The 19,705-nt window shown below is 45.9% G+C and carries 2 protein-coding genes; both read left to right on the forward strand.

What is annotated here, in order from left to right; genetic code table 11:
* Positions 1 to 48 precede the first annotated feature (48 nt).
* A complete protein-coding gene (locus CKY02_RS04820) occupies positions 49 to 9,891 on the forward strand; it encodes a non-ribosomal peptide synthetase (RefSeq protein ID WP_112894425.1) in 9,843 nt (3,280 codons plus the stop codon).
* Entirely contained in the window at positions 9,888 to 19,703 is a 9,816-nt protein-coding gene (locus CKY02_RS04825; protein ID WP_240001994.1) for a non-ribosomal peptide synthetase, read from the forward strand. Before CKY02_RS04820 ends, CKY02_RS04825 begins: the two co-directional genes overlap by 4 nt.
* The last annotated feature ends 2 nt before the right edge of the window (positions 19,704 to 19,705 follow it).

The following is a 19,705-nucleotide window of genomic DNA, read 5'->3' on the forward strand; positions in this document are numbered from 1 at the left end:
TTGTAAATAATAAAAACTAAAAATGACATCTTTCAAAGGGATTATAGTATGTTTCTAGATAAAGTTGAACAGCTTGTTATTCCACTAAATCAACAGCAAAAGGAAATTTATCTTGATCATATAAATAGAGAGGATACCGCAGCGTTCAATATAGGTGGTTATGTTGAGATTAAACAATCTATTAATATAAAGAATCTCGAATGCGCCATAAAATACACTATCCAAGAACACGCTGTACTTCGATGCTCAATAGTTGATAAGTACTCAATGCCGCATCATGTTGATTCGGATGCGCTAAAAGGTACAGTTGAGTTTGCTCATATTGTTCAAGACCATCACTTTGAACTGTCTCATTTAGATCTTTCGGGTGAAGAAGAGGCGGAATCTAAAGCTTTGGCTATTGTTGAACGGATATTCTCTGAGCCATTTAGATTAGCACAGGATGTGCTTTATCGAGTCGGCTTAATTCAGTTGGCTGCAAATCGTTTCTGGCTATACTTTATTTCTCACCACATCATCATTGATGGTGTCGGTTATGCTAACTGGTTTCGAAGTATTTTCGACGCCTACCAGCAATTGGAACTGGGAAATACGCCTAAAGAAAACACGGGAGTACGGTTTCTCGATCTTGCTGCACAACCGTTACCGGAGAATTATAATCAGCAACTCGCCAAAGCAGCTAAATACTGGAAAGAGTTACTCCACCACTTGCCGGATGTGCCTTTCCAATGTAGGAAAGAAGGCTTTGGAACTGCTGATTCAAGAAAAAATAGCAGGCTTGTACACTTTATCAAACCTGATAGATATCAGTCATTTTTAACCAAGGCGAGTCAGTGCAATTTACCCATATCGCCACTTTTTATTACAGCTATTGCTTCTCTAGTAAACCGTATCAACCAAAGTGATGGGGTCCTTATCGGGACGCCTTTACATAATCGTACTACATCAGCTCAACGCAATATGGTTGGTTCGTTTATATCGATGCTACCGGTGATGTGCGTGCAAAATGAGCAGATATCGGTGGCTGAATCAGTGGCAATGACAGCACGTACTATAAAAAGTGGCTATCGTTATCGCTCTTATCCTTCGAGTGCCTTATATAAGGATTTGTCTTTACGTGCTCAAGGTCGTGAACGTCTTTTTGATATTGTTTTTAACTATCAACAGATTGATTTTGATTTCAGTGCTAGTGGCTTGGATACGGAGACTCATTACCTTAGCCATGGACGTGAAGATATTCCTCTCACCGTTATATTATGTGATTACGGTGACAAGCAAAGCACTCAGCTTCAACTAGATTATCGTCATGATTATTTCTCGTCACATCAGGCTGAACATTTATTGCAAAGCATTATGACTTTGGTTGAACAAATGGTTGCACAGCCTGAAGCGTTATTAACTTCACTTGATCTGGTGAGTAAAGGCGTTGAACAGGCGTTATGGCATCTTAGTCAATCGGCTGTGCCAGGAGAAAAACCTGTCTGTCCGACCATCACATTAGTGCATGAGCAAATTGAGCAATATGCAAAACGGCATCCTGATGCCATTGCTATCGTGGATGGCGAACGACAAATGTCTTACGCCGCATTGAACAGTAAAGCCAATCAGTTAGCTAACTATTTAATTGAGCAGGGGGTTCGGCCTGATAGCCGTGTTGCTATTTGCTTGCCGCGTTCGAGCGAGATGGTCGTGGCGATGTTGGCGACGCTGAAAGCCGGAGCTGCTTATGTACCTATGGACCCTGATTATCCCGATGGTCGTTTGCAGTTTATGCTGACCGATGCTGAACCTGTTGTTTGCATAACCGTGTCTTCCATTGCGTATCGATTCGCAGCATGCGAGATCACAACACTATTGCTGGATGATGCTCAGCTTAATGAACATTTGGCTTTGCGTTCTGTGGCAAACATATCCGCAAGCAATATTGGCTTACAGTTGGAACATCTGGCTTATGTGATTTATACCTCCGGCACAACGGGGCAGCCCAAAGGGGTGATGGTTGAACATAAACAGTTGAATCATTTTGTTGCACACATTACAGAGTTTTATAGACTGACTGAACATGATAAGTTTTTGCAGTTTTCTTCGGTTAGCTTCGATATTTCCGTGGAAGAATGTTTCGGCTCCTTATGCAACGGCGGCACTCTGGTGTTACGAGCCGATGATATTCATTACGATTTTGATGCATTTTGGGCATTTTGCCGACACCATGAAATTTCGGTGACCAGTTTACCTACCGCTTTTTGGCATCAACTGGTGAATTACAGTCGTCAACCTATTGATTCTTCACTACGTTTAGTGATCTTAGGCGGCGAAATGGTTAAATCCGTTAGTGCTCGCGAATGGTTCGAGCGTGGTCCTGCTATCGAACTTATCAACACATACGGCCCGACCGAAACAACCGTAACCGCGTCTGCTTACTGCATGACATCCTTGGCTGATGTCACGGCGATGATTCCCATTGGTAAAGCTAATTATGGCACCCAGCTTTATATATTAGATACGAATTTAAAAAGTGTCCCCTCAGGGTTTCAGGGGGAATTATATATTGGTGGAACAGGTGTAACACGTGGCTATCTTAATCGTGAACAAGATAGCGAGAAGTACTTTGTGGCTAATCCTTTTGGTTCGGGGCGACTTTACCGTACAGGAGATATCGTACGTCAGTTACCCGACGGTAATTTAGAGTTTATTGGGCGCAATGATAACCAAGTAAAAATAAACGGTTTTCGTATTGAGCCGGAAGAAATCAGCAATCAATTAATGGATTATCCCGGCATTCATGAAGCGGTTGTCTATCCTCGACAGCTTGGCTCTGATGATCGACTGCAATTAATTGCTTACGTTGTTGCTGAAGGAACCATCAATATTAATGCCATTCGTCTGGCGATGAAGAACAAACTGGCTGATTACATGTTGCCTGTTGCCGTTGTGCAGTTAGAAAAATTACCCCTGACACAAAACGGCAAATTAGACTTTAAGCAATTACCACTACCACAAAAACAAGATTATAGTCAGCAGGGATTTGTTGCCCCTGAAGGCGAAGCTGAGCGGGTATTAGCACAACTGTGGCAGTCGCTATTAGCTTTAAATAAAGTCAGTCGCCATGACAACTTTTTTGCCCTGGGTGGTCACTCTTTATTAATTATGTCAATGCGAGCAGAGTTGGCTCAACGTGGTTATGAACTGCCTATGCGCGCGATTTACCGAACTAATACGCTGGCAGAACTGGCATTACATTTATCTTGTGTCCGTAAGGATGAGGAAACGTTAACCCACCAAGAGGTGGCGGTTAACAAGCTTGCGGAGCATGTTGAACATATCACGCCTGATATGTTGGATATGGTGATTTTGAATGAAAAAGAGATCGCGGTTATTTGCCAACAAGTTGAGGGCGGTGCCAGTAACATACAAGATATTTACCCATTATCACCGTTGCAGGAAGGCATTTTCTTTCACCATCGAATGAATGAACAGCATGATACTTATATCATTCCCATTCTGATAAAGTTTACTAATGAGCAAAAGCTGACAGCATTTCTACATACGCTTGATAAGATAGTGGCGCGTCATGATATTTTCCGCACCTCTATTCATTGGCATGATTTAACCACGCCAGTTCAGGTTGTTCATCGAACCGCTGCTGTTCCTTTACAATGGCAAGCTGTTGCTCCAGGTTTCTCGGCATTGGGAACGTTGGCGGAATTATCTGCTATTGAACACCACCATATGAAGCTGGATCGTGCGCCTATGATGCAAGCGATTGCGGCCAAAGATACGAAGACCGACGCGTGTTTTCTACTATTAAAGCAACATCATTTATTAAGTGATCATATTTCTGTCTTATTGCAAATTGCAGAAATGCACGCTTTGCTTGAAGATCCAAATGTATTATTGCCTACCCCGGTTCAATATCGTGAGTTTGTTGCTTATTCGTTAAGCGCTAATCAATCCAATAGCGGTGTTGATTACTTTAAAGCTAAACTGTCTGATGTTGCTGAAACCACCGCGCCTTTCGGGTTATTAGATGTTTATAACGACGGATTGAAAATAGAGACTGTCAGAGAATTGGTCGGTCCGCGTTTAGCGCAACAGATTATTGGCCTGTCTATTCAACACTGCATCAGCGCTGCGAATATTTTTTATTTGTCTTGGGCGTTGGTGGTTGCCAAATGCAGCGGTAAATCCGATGTTGTTTTTGGTTCCATGATGTCAGGACGACAACAAGCTATTCGTGGTAGTGATCGTATTCTGGGCATGTTGATCAATTTGTTGCCTATACGCATCAATTTGGCGGATTTGTCGGTAAGCGAAGCATTAAAGCAGATTCATGATGAGCTCATTGAATTAGCTGACTATGAGCATTTTCCGCTTTCCGAGGCGTTGCGTTACAGCGCTTTGCCCGGTGGCACGCCCTTGTTTACCAGTTTGTTGAATTTCAGTCATAAAAGCGAATTAGCTGTTGCCAACCAAAGTCATCATTTTGAAATGATAGACACTAAAGAGTACACCAACTATCCATTAGAAATGGGCGTTGAGCAACTCGATGATGATTTCATAATCCAAGTTCATGTTGAGTCACAAGTCGGGGCGAATAATGTTCTGATGTATATAAGAACAGCATTGGAAGCGATTATTCATGCACTTGGTCAAGCTCCGCAAACACCATTGTTGACATTATCCATAACGCCTATTCGCGAACAGCAGCGGATTATTAATGAATTTAATAGTCCTGTCGTTGCTTATGATAAAACAGTGGCGATTCATCAACGCTTTGAACATCAGGTAGTAAAAACACCGGCGGCCATTGCTGCAGTATGTAATACAAATCGCATCACTTATGCTGAACTTAATCGGCGCGCTAATCAGCTAGCTCACTACTTGATAGCACAAGGCGTGGTACGCAATCATATTGTTGCTATCTATGCCGAACGTTCCATTGAGTTTGTCATTGCCATGCTTGGCATTATGAAAGCCGGCGCTGCTTACGTTCCTTTGGACCCCACTAATCCTCCTGAGCGTTTGTCGTATATGTTGGCTGACTCTGGGGTTAATGTGGTTTTAACGCAAAGCCATCTGAATGGGTTAACCTTCAATGGTCAGAAACGTTTTCGGTTGGATGTGGACTGGCCCTCATTGGATCATTACCCAAATACTCACCCGGAGGTTGAGTGTTATCCTGATGATCTGGCTTATATGATTTATACTTCCGGTTCTACTGGCAAACCTAAAGGTGCGTTGGTGCACCATGCCGGGGCTTTGAATCATATTGATGCCGAATTTGATGTTCTCGGTTTTATGGGGAGTGATAACCAACTGTTATCACGTAACTTTCTACAAAGTGCGGCGGCTTCTTCCGATGTATCCGTGTGGCAATTTCTGGCACCTTTGTTAAGTGGGGGCAAAACAGTCATTCTGCCTGATGCGATGGATTTGCCTGAATATGTTCGTGTGTTGCAAGACGAACATATTCATCTGATTCAAACCGCTCCGTCCGTGTTGAAAATATTGTTAGAACACTTGCTTAGTCAGGGTGAGGCAGCAACGCCATTGCCAGATCTGAAATGGTTAATGATTATTGCTGAACCTTGTCCTGTGCCTTTGGTTAATCGCTGGTTGCAATATTACCCTGAGATTCCGGTGATGAATGGTTACGGGCCTAGCGAAGCATCGGACGATATTACCTATTTTATTATTGACAAACCGCTAGAAGAGCGGGTTAAAAATATTCCTATAGGCAAGCCGTTGCCAAACCTGACCATGTATGTTCTGGATCAACATATGCAAATTCTGCCGACTAATGTTATTGGCGAATTATGTGTGTCCGGTGTTGGTGTGGGTAAAGGTTATTGGAATAAACCTGAAAAAACGGCAGAAAGTTTTAAAGATAATCCCTTCCACACCATGAACGGGCATGGGGCCCGGCTTTATCGCACCGGCGATTTAGGTTATTGGAACGCCAATGGCAATCTCGAACTCATCGGGCGTATTGATAATCAGGTAAAAGTTCGTGGTTTTCGTGTTGAACTGGGGGAAGTTGAGTCGGCTTTGGTGAAGTTACCCCAAGTGGCGGAAGCCGCGGTACTCGTTCATAAAGACAGAACGGGTGAAAATTGCTTGGTCGCTTATCTCGTATTAACTGCAAATGTTGCTCAGGTTGAGCAGATTATTAATAACATTAAGCAGGGATTAAGCCATCACTTACCGGATTATATGATCCCCGGCTACTATGAGATTCTGGATAAGATGCCATTGAATGCGGCGGATAAAATTAATCGCCATGCATTGCCGAAGCCTTGTTTAGTGAATCATCACGTTGAGTGGGTTGAACCTGCCAACAAGATCGAGCGAGCATTAGCCGGTATTTGGCAATCAGTACTCAATGTTAACCGGGTCAGTCGAAACGACAACTTTTTCTACCTCGGCGGCCACTCTTTATTGGTCATTCGGGTCATTTCAAAAATACGTGCAGAACTTGGACGGGAAATTGCCGTTAAAGCTATTTTTGATCATCCAACGCTTGCCGAGCTTGCGGTTATGCTTGAACAGCGGGCGGTGACGACAGTGGATTCGATTCCCAAACAGCCACGAACCGGTGAGTTACTGCCTCTGTCATTCGCGCAGGAGCGCTTGTGGATTCTTAGCCAAATTGATCAAAGTAGCGCGGAATACAATATGCCGATTGCATTTGCTGTTGAGGGCGAATTTGATGTTGGCGTAGCTGAACTCGCACTTAATCAAATCATCGAGCGTCATGAAATATTACGTACGGTCTACATTAAGAAAGACGGCAAACCGTTCCAGAAAATTTTATCTGGGAGAAACCTGACGCTTAATTATATTGATTTGACCTGTATGCCTAAGGAGCAACAAAGTCAGCATGTAGCTGAATTAATGGAAAAAGACGCTAGACAAATTTTTGATCTAAGCCGCGATTTAATGATTCGGGCCACTTTTATTCAACGTCAAGTCAATAATGGCGTATTGCTATTTAATGCTCATCATATTGCGTCTGACGGCTGGTCTGAAGATATTCTTACCCATGAGTTTATTGCTTATTATGATGCTTTACGCAATGGGAATAATGTCGAAATAAAGGAACTTGATATTCAATATGCTGATTTTGCAGTTTGGCAACGTGACAGGTTGCAAAGTGAGTATTTAGCGTCGCAGATCAGCTATTGGAAGCGGCAGTTGGATGAGATACCACCAGTACACGGTTTACCGCTGGATAGACCGAGGCCGAAGGTAAGACAACATCAAGGTGCCGTGGTGACAGGCTCATTGCCGGAGGAGACGACGCAAGCACTTGTCAGTTTGGCCAAACAACATCAACTGACTCCGTTCATGCTGTTCCATGCTGCATTGGCATTATTACTATCTCGTCACAGCAACAGCCATGACATTGTGATAGGTACGCCGGTGGCGAACCGTTTGCAGGCAGAGCTGGAAACGCTTATTGGCTTCTTTGTCAACACCTTGATATTACGAGTGGATACTAGGCACGCGATGCTCAGTGATTACCTTTCTCATGTCAAACAGGTGCATTTGGATGCTCAGGCCAATCAAGACGTGCCGTTTGAACAACTGGTTGAACAGTTACAAGTAACAAGGAGTACAGCATATACGCCATTGTTCCAAATCATGTTGACGACCGATACAGATTATGGACTGACTAGTGACGTTGGCGAGGTTACCTTCAGCCTGCCGGGAATGAAGCTGAATTCAATAGCTCCGAACCATATCCAAACCAAGTTTGATCTCAATATTGACTTGAGTATTAGTGAGCATAGATTGCATTTGTACTGGGTCTATGACACTAGCTTGTTCAGTCATGAACATATTGAGCAGCTCAATGATCACCTGTCACGTTTACTGGTAGGGCTGGCCGAAGCGACGAAGGCCGATGACGATACACGGGTTTCGCTTGCCAGTTTGCCGATGCTGTCAAATGTGGAGATCGAGTACCTGCGGCATACTCTCAATGATACTTATGTAGAATATCCAAAGAACCAATGTATCCATGAGCTGTTTGAACAACAGGCCGAAGAAAACCCCGATAACATTGCGCTGGAGTGCGGTGATCGCCAATTGACTTACAGGCAGCTCAATGAAAAATCCAACCAGTTGGCGCACTATCTGTTGGAACGCCACGCTATTGAACCGGATACGCTAGTAGGTTTATGCGTGGCGCGTTCACTGGAGATGGTAATTGGCATTTTGGCGATCCTCAAGGCGGGGGGAGCTTATGTGCCGCTGGATCCAAGATATCCTCAGGAACGTTTGGGTTACATGTTGGAAGATGCTCAGCTTGAGGTGGTGCTGATCCAATCACATCTGGAGCAGGTACTATCAGGCTTCAATGGTCATCGGGTGATATTAGATAACCTTGGCTGTGTGAGTGGTCAAATCAGCACGGCATACCGCCACTACCCTATCACTAATCTGGATAAGCATTCATTGGCGTTGACTGCCGGTCATCTGGCTTATGTAATTTACACCTCGGGATCAACGGGTAAACCTAAAGGGGTGATGATTGAGCATAGTAATACAATTGCCATGCTCAGTTGGGCTCGTTCGCAATATACCAAGGAGGACATTGCTTGTGTTCTTATGTCAACGTCTCTGAACTTTGATTTATCAATATTTGAACTATTTTTACCTTTAGTCTCGGGTACACGGGCGTGTATTGTTGAGGATATTCTGGTTCTACATCAAGGCATTGACCGCAAGGTGACTCTGATAAATACAGTACCTTCGGCAATGAACTCTCTGGTTGAACAAAATGCGATACCGAGGGGGACTCGGGTTATTAATTTGGCCGGCGAGGCGTTATCTGCAAATTTGGTCGATGCAATATATAAGAAAAATCAAGGTGTAACAGTTTATAACTTATATGGGCCGTCAGAGGATACGACATATTCTACTTGGGCGAAATTGGATTCTCCCGTGCACACCACACCGGCTATTGGCAGGATTATTAGCAATAGTCAGGCTTATATTTTGGATAAAGAGCAGCAACTTGTGCCTTACGGCTCTACGGGGGAGCTTTATATCGGCGGCGCGGGCTTAGCCCGTGGTTATCTCAATCGTCCTGAACTCACGAAGGAACGCTTCGTTGCCAACCCATTGCATGATCTGACCAATATCAATAGTAGTGAGCGTTTGTATAGAACCGGCGATTTGGTGCGTTACCTGTCAGACGGTAATTTGGAGTTCGTTGGTCGTATTGATGATCAGGTGAAAATCCGTGGTTTCAGAATAGAGTTGGGTGAGATTGAGTATCAACTCAATCAGCAGGCCGGAGTGAACTCGTCTCTGGTGCTGGTCAAGACAACTTTGACAGGCGACAAACAACTGGTTGCCTATATCAAACAGGTATCGGATAAGCTGACGAATGAGAGAGCGCGTGCAGAAGAATGGCAGCAGGCTCAAACTCAGTTTATTCAGGGTATCAAATCCGCATTAGCCAAATCCTTGCCAGACTACATGATACCGTCAGTCATGGTGGTGGTTGAAGAATGGCCGTTGACGCCTAATGGCAAGGTTGACCGTAAGAGGCTGCCTGAACCCAATACAGAACATGATAAAAGCGATAATTTTATTGAACCGGTTGGTGAAACGGAAATCTCTTTGGCGGCAATTTGGCAAAGGGTACTGAATGTCAAACAAATATCGCGTAACGATAACTTTTTTGAACTAGGCGGTCACTCATTATTGGCAATCAAATTAGTCACGGAAATCAATGCTGCATTTGTCATTGAGCTTGGTGCTATGCAGGTTTTCCAGACACCTCTCTTGCATGAGCTTGCAGAATTAATCTGCAACCAGCAATTACAAGGACAAATCCAAAGTGAACTTGAAACGGCAGGTGAAGAGGGGTGGTTATGATGGACATGTTTAAATTAGTTAAAGACGCTTATGAGCAGGGTGTATTGCTATTCAGTAAAGAGGGTAAGTTAGGGTTTAAGCTAAAGGGAGCTGATTTCCCCGATGAACTAAAAGCCAGGATTAAAGCACACAAAGCTGAGCTGATTGATTTTCTCGATAAAGGCAGAGTGGATATCCCTGGCAATGAAATGGTGATTGAACCGGCTCTTCGAACCCAAGAGTTGCCTCTAAGTTCTTCACAGCAACGGATCTGGTTTATCGAGCAGTTTGGCGGTGGGAGTACCGCCTACAACATGGTGTCAGCCTATACGGTAAGCGGTGAATTTGAATTGGCGGCGGCGAATCTGGCCTTGCAAACCATCATAGATCGACACGAAGTGCTGCGTACTGTTTACCACAGCGATGAAAATGGAACTTGGCAGGTTATCAAGCCGGAGCGGTCATTCGAGATAGTCCAATCAGATATCCATGATATAGGCGAAGCCGGGCAAGAGGCGTGGGTTGAGCAGGCCATTCAGGATGAAATGACCTACCGATTTGATTTGGCTCAGGATGTGATGGTGCGTTGTCGCTATATCAGCACTTCGATGAAGCAGGGCGTGCTGTTATTCAACATGCATCATATTGCTTCTGATGGTTGGTCGATGGGGATATTGGTTAAAGAGTTTGTGAGCTTGTATCAGGCTTATCGCCAAGGTCGGGCTAACCCGTTACCGACGCTGGAGATTCAGTATGCCGATTATGCGGTCTGGCAGCGCAGCCCGGAGAGAGAAGCTCAGTTAGCGGCAGGGTTAGCATATTGGCAGCAACAGTTGTCGGATTTACCCCCAGTACACGGGATGCCTCTGGATTACGCGCGACCAACCCATCAAACCAGTCATGGCGGCAGTTATGAATTTAGCCTGAACAACGCGGTTAGCAGAGGGTTGCAGCAACTGGCGCAGGCGCAGGGTTGCACGCTTTTTATGGTATTGCATGCGGCGTTTACGGTACTGCTTGGTCGTCACGGCGGGCAACGGGATATTGTGGTGGGAACCCCGGTAGCTAACCGTTTGCAGATATCATTAACGCCGTTGATAGGCTGCTTTATGAATACGCTGGTGTTGCGCAGCGAGTGTGATCTCGAACAATCATTCATCGATTACCTAGGCTCGGTCCGGGAGATAAACCTGACTGCCCAGCGGCATCAAAATGTCCCATTTGAGTTATTAGTGGAGCGATTGCAGCCGGAACGCAGCACCAGTTATTCACCGTTATTCCAAATCATGTTTTCTATGAATACGAATGACCGTGTGGCATTGCAACTGGAAGGGGTAAGTTTGCAGCCGCGGCCAGAACAGACCCGCAATGCGATGTATGAATTGACGTTAGAGGCCCAGCAAACAGAGGAAGGTCTGACTTTTAGTTTCGAGTACAACACGGATTTGTTTGCAGAAGAGACAATAAAGCGGCTGGCGGCGCGTTTTACGACTTTGCTGATGGGCATAGTGGTCTCTCCGACCGAAAAGCTTGGCGATTTGGCGCTGTTGCCGCCGGAAGAGCAGGATTATCTGCTGCACAATTTGAACCAGACCGCAGTAGAGTATGACCGTAGCCAATGCATTCATGAGCGGATAGAAGCATTTGCTGAACGAACGCCGGATGCCATTGCGCTGATCTTTGGCGGCCAACGGTTGACTTATGCTCAACTCAATGCCCGCGCTAATCAGTTAGCGCATCAATTAAGAGCTCAGGGCGTTTCAACGGGTGGACGAGTTGCTGTGTTGTTGCACAGAGGCATCGACATGGTTACCGCACTATTGGCAGTGATGAAAGCAGGAGCTGCGTATGTTCCGGTTGATCCCAGCTTTCCTGCCGACAGAGTGCGGTATATGCTGAGGGATGCGGAGCCACAATGTATTATAAGCAACCGCGAATGTGCATCACGATTAGTCGGTTTTGCGGAACTCACCTGCTTACTGGATCACCTTGATCTTAGCCAATCACCCACCACAAATATTCCTAAACAGTCGATTGGTTTAGCAGCATCTGCTCTGGCCTACGTGATTTATACCTCGGGTTCTACGGGCAAGCCCAAAGGTGTTATGGTCAGCCACTCTGCGGTTAATAACTTCTTGATCTCAATGCAAGATAACTTGCAGTGTGTGGCACAGGACAATATTTTAGCCATCACGACGATTTCCTTTGATATTGCAGTGTTAGAGCTCTATCTGCCTTGGCTGTCTGGTGCCGCTTGTGTAGTGGCGGCGCAGCAGGATGTGACTGATCCCGCCAGGCTGATTGCGCTACTCGAACAACATAACATTTCACTGTTACAAGCCACGCCAACGACTTGGAATATGTTGCTTGAATCAGGCTGGCAGGGGCGCTCGTCGTTAAAAATGATCAGTGGTGGCGAGGCCTTGCCATTAGCGACAGCAACGGCATTATTGAGCAAAGGCAACGCGCTCTGGAATATGTACGGACCGACGGAAACCACGGTTTGGTCAACCATTGCGAAACTGGACGCCCAACGGCTTGAGCAGCAACTTGTTACTATCGGGTTACCGTTAAACAACACCACGATTTATTTACTTGATGAACAATTAAAGCCGGTGCCTTTTGGGGCGGAGGGAGAGTTATACATCGGCGGTGATGGGCTTGCTGAAGGCTATTTTAAACGAGTAGATCTGACTGCTGAGCGATTCATTAACCTGACATTCTCTGACGGTTTAATCGCTAAGGTTTATAAAACGGGTGATCTTGCCCGTTACACTACCGAGGGTTCACTTGTCTATCTGGGCAGAAATGATTACCAAGTGAAATTACGGGGTCACCGAATTGAACTTGGCGAAATTGAACAGGTTATTAACCTGTTTCCACAAATAACCCGTTCTGTTGTGGTTGCGCTAAACGATCAGCAAACACAACAGTATCTCGCGGGTTATGTGGTCGCCGAGCAACAAATTGATATTGATGCGCTACGTCAACATCTTGAACAGAAATTGCCGGCCTACATGTTGCCTAGGGCAATTATTCAGCTCGAAACATTGCCACTGACGTTAAATAACAAGATTGATCGCAAAGCGCTTCCGGCACCGCAAGACAGTGATATCGCTATTAAAGCCAGTACGCCACCTATCGGCGAAACAGAAGAAGCACTGGCGGCTATTTGGTGCGAAATGCTCGGTATTGAGCAAATAGGCCGGGATGACAACTTTTTTATGGCTGGAGGCCACTCATTAATTGCGACTAAGGTGATCACAAAGATTAATGAGCAGTGTCAATGCCATTTACAGGTAAGAGATATCTTTGAAGCTGCAACAGTGGCTTTACTTGCAGAAAGAGTGCCTTATGCAGCGTCGGATAAGCGTTATCAGACGATTCCTATTATTGAACGCAAGACAAATTTATTACCGCAATCTTATGCTCAACAACGGATCTGGTTTATTGAGCAGTTTGGCGGTGATAGCACCGCCTACAACATGGTGTCAACCTATACGGTAAGCGGTCAATTTGAACTGGCGGCCGCGAATCGGGCTCTGCAAACCATCATAGATCGGCACGAAGTGCTGCGTACTGTTTACCACAGCGATGAAAATGGAACCTGGCAGATTATCAAGCCGGAGTGGTCGTTTGGGATAGCTCAATCGGATATCAGTGATATAGGCAAAGCCGGGCAAGAAGCGCGGATTGAACAGGCCATTCAGCATGAAATGACCTACCGATTTGATTTGGCACAGGATGTGATGGTGCGTTGTCACTACATCAGCACCTCGATGGAGCAAGGTGTGCTGTTATTTAACATGCATCATATCGCTTCTGATGGCTGGTCAATGGGGGTATTGGTTAAGGAATTTACGAGTTTGTACCTGGCTTATCGTCAAGGCCGAACTAACCCGTTACCGGCGCTGGAGATTCAGTATGCCGATTATGCGGTCTGGCAACACAGTGCGGAAGGAGAATCTCAATTAGCGGCAGGGTTAGAATATTGGCAGCAACAGTTATCGGATTTACCCCCGGTACACGGAGTGCCTCTGGATTACGCGCGACCAGCCAACCAAACCAGTCATGGCCGCAGTTATGAATTTAGTCTGGACAATGAGGTTAGCAAAGGGTTGCAGCAACTGGCGCTGACACAAGGGTGCACTCTTTTTATGGTGTTGCATGCGGCGTTTACGGTACTGCTCGGTCGTCACGGCGGGCAACGAGATATTGTGGTGGGAACCCCGATAGCTAACCGTTTGCAGACATCATTAACGCCGTTGATAGGCTGCTTTATCAATACGCTGGTATTGCGCAGCGAGTGTGAGCTGGAGCGATCGTTTATCGATTACCTGAGATCGGTCCGGGAGGTAAACCTGTCTGCCCAGCGGCATCAAAATGTCCCGTTTGAGTTATTAGTGGAGCGGTTGCAGCCGGAACGTAGCACCCGTTATTCACCGTTGTTCCAAATCATGTTTTCTATGAATACGAATGACAGTGTGGCGCTGCAATTGGAAGAGGTCAGTTTGTGTCCGAGGCCGGAGCAGACCCGCAATGCAATGTATGAATTGACACTGGATGCTAGCCAAACAGAGGAAGGTCTGACTTTTAATTTCGAGTACAACACGGATTTGTTTGCAGAAGAGACAATAAAGCGGCTGGTGGTACGTTTTACGACCTTGTTGATGAGCATAGTGGCTTCACCATCCGAAAAGCTTGGCAATTTGGATCTGTTGCCACCGGAAGAGCAGGATTACCTGCTGCATCGTTTGAACCAGACAGCAGTGGAGTATGACCGTAGCCAATGTATCCATGAGCGGATAGAAGCGTTTGCTGAACAAACGCCGGATGCCATTGCGTTGGTCTTTGGTGAACAACAGTTGACTTATGCACAACTTAATGCCAGAGCCAATCAGTTGGCACATTATTTGGTTGTTCAGGGTGCCAAACCGGATTCAATGATTGCGATATGTATTGAACGAAGTATTGAGATGATTGTGTCGGTACTTGCCATTTTGAAATCGGGTAGTGCTTATTTACCGCTCGATCCTGCCTATCCGCAAGAAAGGCTTGCTTATATTATTGATGATGCACAGCCTTTGATGGTGATAACCAACAGCCATAACAAGAAATTATTGCCTGAAAATAGTCCATTTAGCATTGATGTGACGACAACCTCGTTTGCCGGGCTCTCAACCGATAATATTCCCGCCGCTGAATTAAGTTTGTGTTCTACCCACTTGGCCTATGTTCTCTATACCTCAGGTTCTACGGGCATGCCGAAAGGTGTGATGATTGAACATCAGGCATTGGTGAATCTAGTGGTGGGGCTTGCGGATGCCTATCTTTATTCAAAGCAGGATCGGGTACTGCAATTTGCCGCCCTCAGTTTTGATATGTCTATCGAAGAGATATTTGGCGCCCTTGGTAATGGCAGTACTTTAGTCTTACGTGGCGAAGATTGGTTGATGGATGTCGCCACTTTCTGGCAAAGATGCCGGGAATACCAGATCAGCGCGGTGAATTTGCCAACCACGTTCTGGCACGAAGTAGTCAGTGAAGAGACGGTATTGGTCCCTGAGCATATTCGCCAAATCAGTGTCGGAGGCGAGCAGATTAAGCCGGATAAAGTGGTTGCATGGTACCGGCGACCGGGGCATTTACCCCGTTTAGTCAATGCCTATGGGCCAACGGAATACACGGTCAATACTTGCATTGCCTACGATTTTCAGGGAGACGCCCTCAGTATCGGGCGGCCAATTCAAAATACGGCCATCTTCTTGTTGGACAAAAACCAACAGCTTGTGCCTTTTGGCGCTGTTGGGGAAATTTGTGTCGCGGGTGACGGCGTTGCGCGGGGCTATATCAACAAAGAGCAATTAACCCGTGAACGATTTATTGATAATCCTTTTACAAGCCGTTATCCAAAGCTCTATCGAACCGGCGATTTGGGGCGTTACTCTCTGGCAGGGGATATCCAATATTACGGGCGTGATGACCATCAGGTTAAGATCCGTGGATTCCGTATTGAGCTAGGGGAAATAGAAACAAGGTTGCGCAGCCTGCCTACGATTCGCGATGCGGTTGTCATTGCTCAGGAGGATGAGCCGGCTCACAAGTATCTGGCGGCCTATATCACCCTTGATGGTCAGCAGAAAATTGCTGAGATCCGACACCTATTAAGTCAGCAATTACCGAGCTATATGGTCCCCGCCGCTTTTGTGGTGCTAGAGGAGATACCGCTTACCGCCAACCGTAAAGTGGATCGTAAAGCGCTCCCTAAACCAGATTTTGTTGCTCAGGGGGAAATTGAATATATCGCGCCGGCCACTGAACAGGAGACACTGCTAGCTGAAATTTGGCGAACACTGTTTGGATTGGTGCAAGTCAGTGCTGTTGCCAACTTCTTTGAGTTGGGTGGACACTCGTTGTTGAGCATGAAGATGCTATCCCATCTTAAAAAGCAGGGTTATCGATTGGATATTCGAGCCTTATTTGAATACCCGAAATTGCGGGATATGGCGAAACAACTACAGGCAATTGAGCAGGAATCACCGCTGTTGACAGCCCATGAAGCACTGGAAAGTAGAGTTTCCCTGTCGGAAACTGAGCGGGCCTTGATCGTATCTCAGTCGCCGGGAGGTGAGCAAAATATTGTTGGCATTTATCCTTTGGCACCATTACAGGAAGGGATCTTGTTCCATCACATGATGTGTGAGCAATCTGACCTTTATGTGACGCCGATGCTGTATTCATTTCCGTCAAACACCGCGATGGAAAGCTTTATTGGCGCATTGGATAAAATAATACAGCGGCATGATGCGCTGCGAACCGGAATTTTTTGGAAAGGCATTGATGAACCGGTGCAGGTTATCTACAAAGAGGCACCATTGCCGGTGGTTGACATCGATTTGGGGGATGATGTTGATATCCAGCAGCAGTTAGCGCAGTTTATGGAACCATCACAACAATGGATGGATGTTACCCAGGCACCGTTGGTCAGAGTAACCCGGTTTATCGACCGCCAGCAAAAGCAGCGCTATGTTATGGTGCAGGAGCATCACCTGATAAGTGATCATGTGTCATTGGAGATTATTCAAGAAGAGTTGCTGGCTATCTTGGCAGGTGATGAAAAATCACTGCCGGCAGCGTTGAGTTATCGGGAGTTTGTCCTAAACGCTATCAGCCAAACCGACACGAAAGCGGCGCGGCGGTTTTTTACCGAGCAGTTGGCTGGGGTTGATGAAATCACGGCACCCTTTGGGATCACAAGTGGAATGGTTGACAATAACTTATTCACTGAAATCCAAGTTGGCTTGCCCGCGGATTTATCCGCACAGATTCGTCGGTCTTCTTCTGCATGGCGGATAAGCCCTGCGCTTATTTTTCACATGGCATGGGCGTTGGTTCTGGCAAAAACCAGCGGCACTAAAGATGTCATATTTGGTACTGTATTATCTGGTCGCTTGCAGGGGGTTGATCATGTTGAGCGAGTCGTTGGTTTATTCGTCAATACCTTGCCACTGCGTGTTGATTTGAGTCAGTTGAGCGTTGATCAGTTAATGCAGGAAATGCAACAGAAACTGGTTAGCTTGCTACAATTCGAGCAAGTACCGACTGCGATTGCTGAACAGTGTAGCAAATTGGCCGGTTCTAGCCGTTTATTCGACAGTATCTTGAATTACCGTCACTCCGAAGTGAGTGGCGAGACAAGTGAGCTTAACCAGCTTTGGCAAAAAACCGGCATTGAGTTAGTTAATGTAAAAGAACGTACCAATTACCCGATTACCCTATCCATTGACGATTTTGGTGATGATTTTTCTGTTGCAGCCCAAATTGACAGTCGATTTGATGCTGAACGCTTGGTGGCGTATCTCATCAATGCTAGCAGGCAACTTGTTGCTGCTTTACAAAGTCAGGAACAGGTTGCCGCACTGTCACTCGACATCCTTGATGCTGAGGAACGAGCGTTCCTGCTGCATTCGTTAAATCAAACGGTATTACCGTATGACAACTCACAAACTCTGATTGATAGATTCGAAGCCCAAGTTGAGGCGACTCCCGATGAGATTGCGTTGAATTTTAATGGCGAGACGATGACGTACCGTGAGTTAAATCAGCGAACCAATCAACTCGCGCAGTCTCTCCTGAACCGTGGGGCGAAAGTGAATACTCCCGTCGTGATGTTCATTGAACGCTCCTTCGAGATGGTCATCACTGTTATCGCCATCTTAAAAACTGGTGCCGGTTATGTGCCACTGGATACCTCATTACCGACAGAACGCTTAAACATCATTCTTAGTGATCTGTCTGATGAGATCTTAGTAACGACGTGCGCCTTGAATAATAGGATTGCGGTAAAACACCAGAAAATGGTGTTATTGGATGACCCTTGCACAGCAGAGATACTGGACAAACAGTCAATCAGTAATTTGGCTATCGAATCCTCTCTGGATGACCTCGGTTACGTGCTCTATACCTCAGGTTCAACGGGTAAGCCTAAGGCGATTGAAATGCCACAGCGGGCGCTGAGCAATTTATTACAAGGTATTAGCCAGCTTGAACCCGCGCTTGCGGGGCCGAACCGTTGGTTACAATTCTCATCAATCGGTTTTGATCTCAGTTTTGAAGACATATTCATGCCGCTGTTGTCCGGGGGTTCAGTACAGCTTATTGATAAATCGACTCAGTTGGATATTAGGCTGCTCGCGAAGCAAATCCAGCAGGCGCAACTTCAAGTTCTGAACTTACCTTATGTGGTATTGCAGAATTTGGCTGAATATAGCGGTGTCAATGGGCTACAGTTCCCCGAATTAAGGGTGATTGTTTCGAGCGCTGAAAGGCTCAAAATCACGGCGGCCATCAGACAATTTTTCACGACACATCGTCACTGTACGTTAGTGAACCACTATGGCCCGGCAGAGACTCATGTCGTAACGTCTAAGACATTACAGGGAGAACCTGCTTCATGGCCTGATTTGCCGACGATTGGCCGATCATTGCCTAACGTGGCCGGTTATATTTTGGATGAGTATTTGCAGCCTGTCCCGATGGGTGCCATCGGCGAACTGTATTTGGCTGGGGACTGCTTATCAAGAGGCTATTATCAGCAGCCCCAGCTTACCGCAGAGCGTTATCTTGATTGCGATTGGGTTCTTGGGAAACGAGTGTATCGAACCGGGGACTTAGCCAGCTTTCATCAAAACGGTGAAATCAACTACTTTGGCCGCAACGACCATCTGGTCAAAATCCGTGGGTTCAGAATTGAACTCGGTGATATCGAAGCCCAATTGAGTAAGTTCGATGGAATAACCGGAACCGTAGTCATTGCTATTGATACAGAAGCCGGTGATAAGCAGCTTATCGCTTATTTTATCGCGGCTAACCCATTGGATTTATCCGAAATTAAAACCTATTTATCGGCTAGCTTACCTGATTACATGTTGCCATCTGCGTATGTGCGGATGGCGGCTTTTCCGCTGAATACCAATGGCAAAGTGGATCGCAGCCGTCTTCCACAACCTGGAGCGGAAAACTTTGTAAAAGCCAGATACATCGCGCCAGTGACTGAACTGGAACAAAGCGTTGCGAAAATTTGGCAGGGGTTGTTGCAGCAAGACAGGGTAAGCATGGCCGACAGCTTTTTTGATTTAGGTGGTCATTCCTTATTAGCTATGAAGCTAATTTCTCGAATTGAACAGGCATTTTCCGTTGGCGTACCGATTGCGATCGTGTTTGAGAGATCAAGATTAGAACAGTTATGTGATTGGCTTGAAAAAGAAATGGTTATTCAACGTAACAAGTCAATTGGGGCTGTAGTGGAAGAATATGAGGTAACCGAGTGGTGATT

Source organism: Photorhabdus bodei (assembly GCF_003287735.1).
GTDB lineage: Bacteria > Pseudomonadota > Gammaproteobacteria > Enterobacterales > Enterobacteriaceae > Photorhabdus > Photorhabdus kayaii.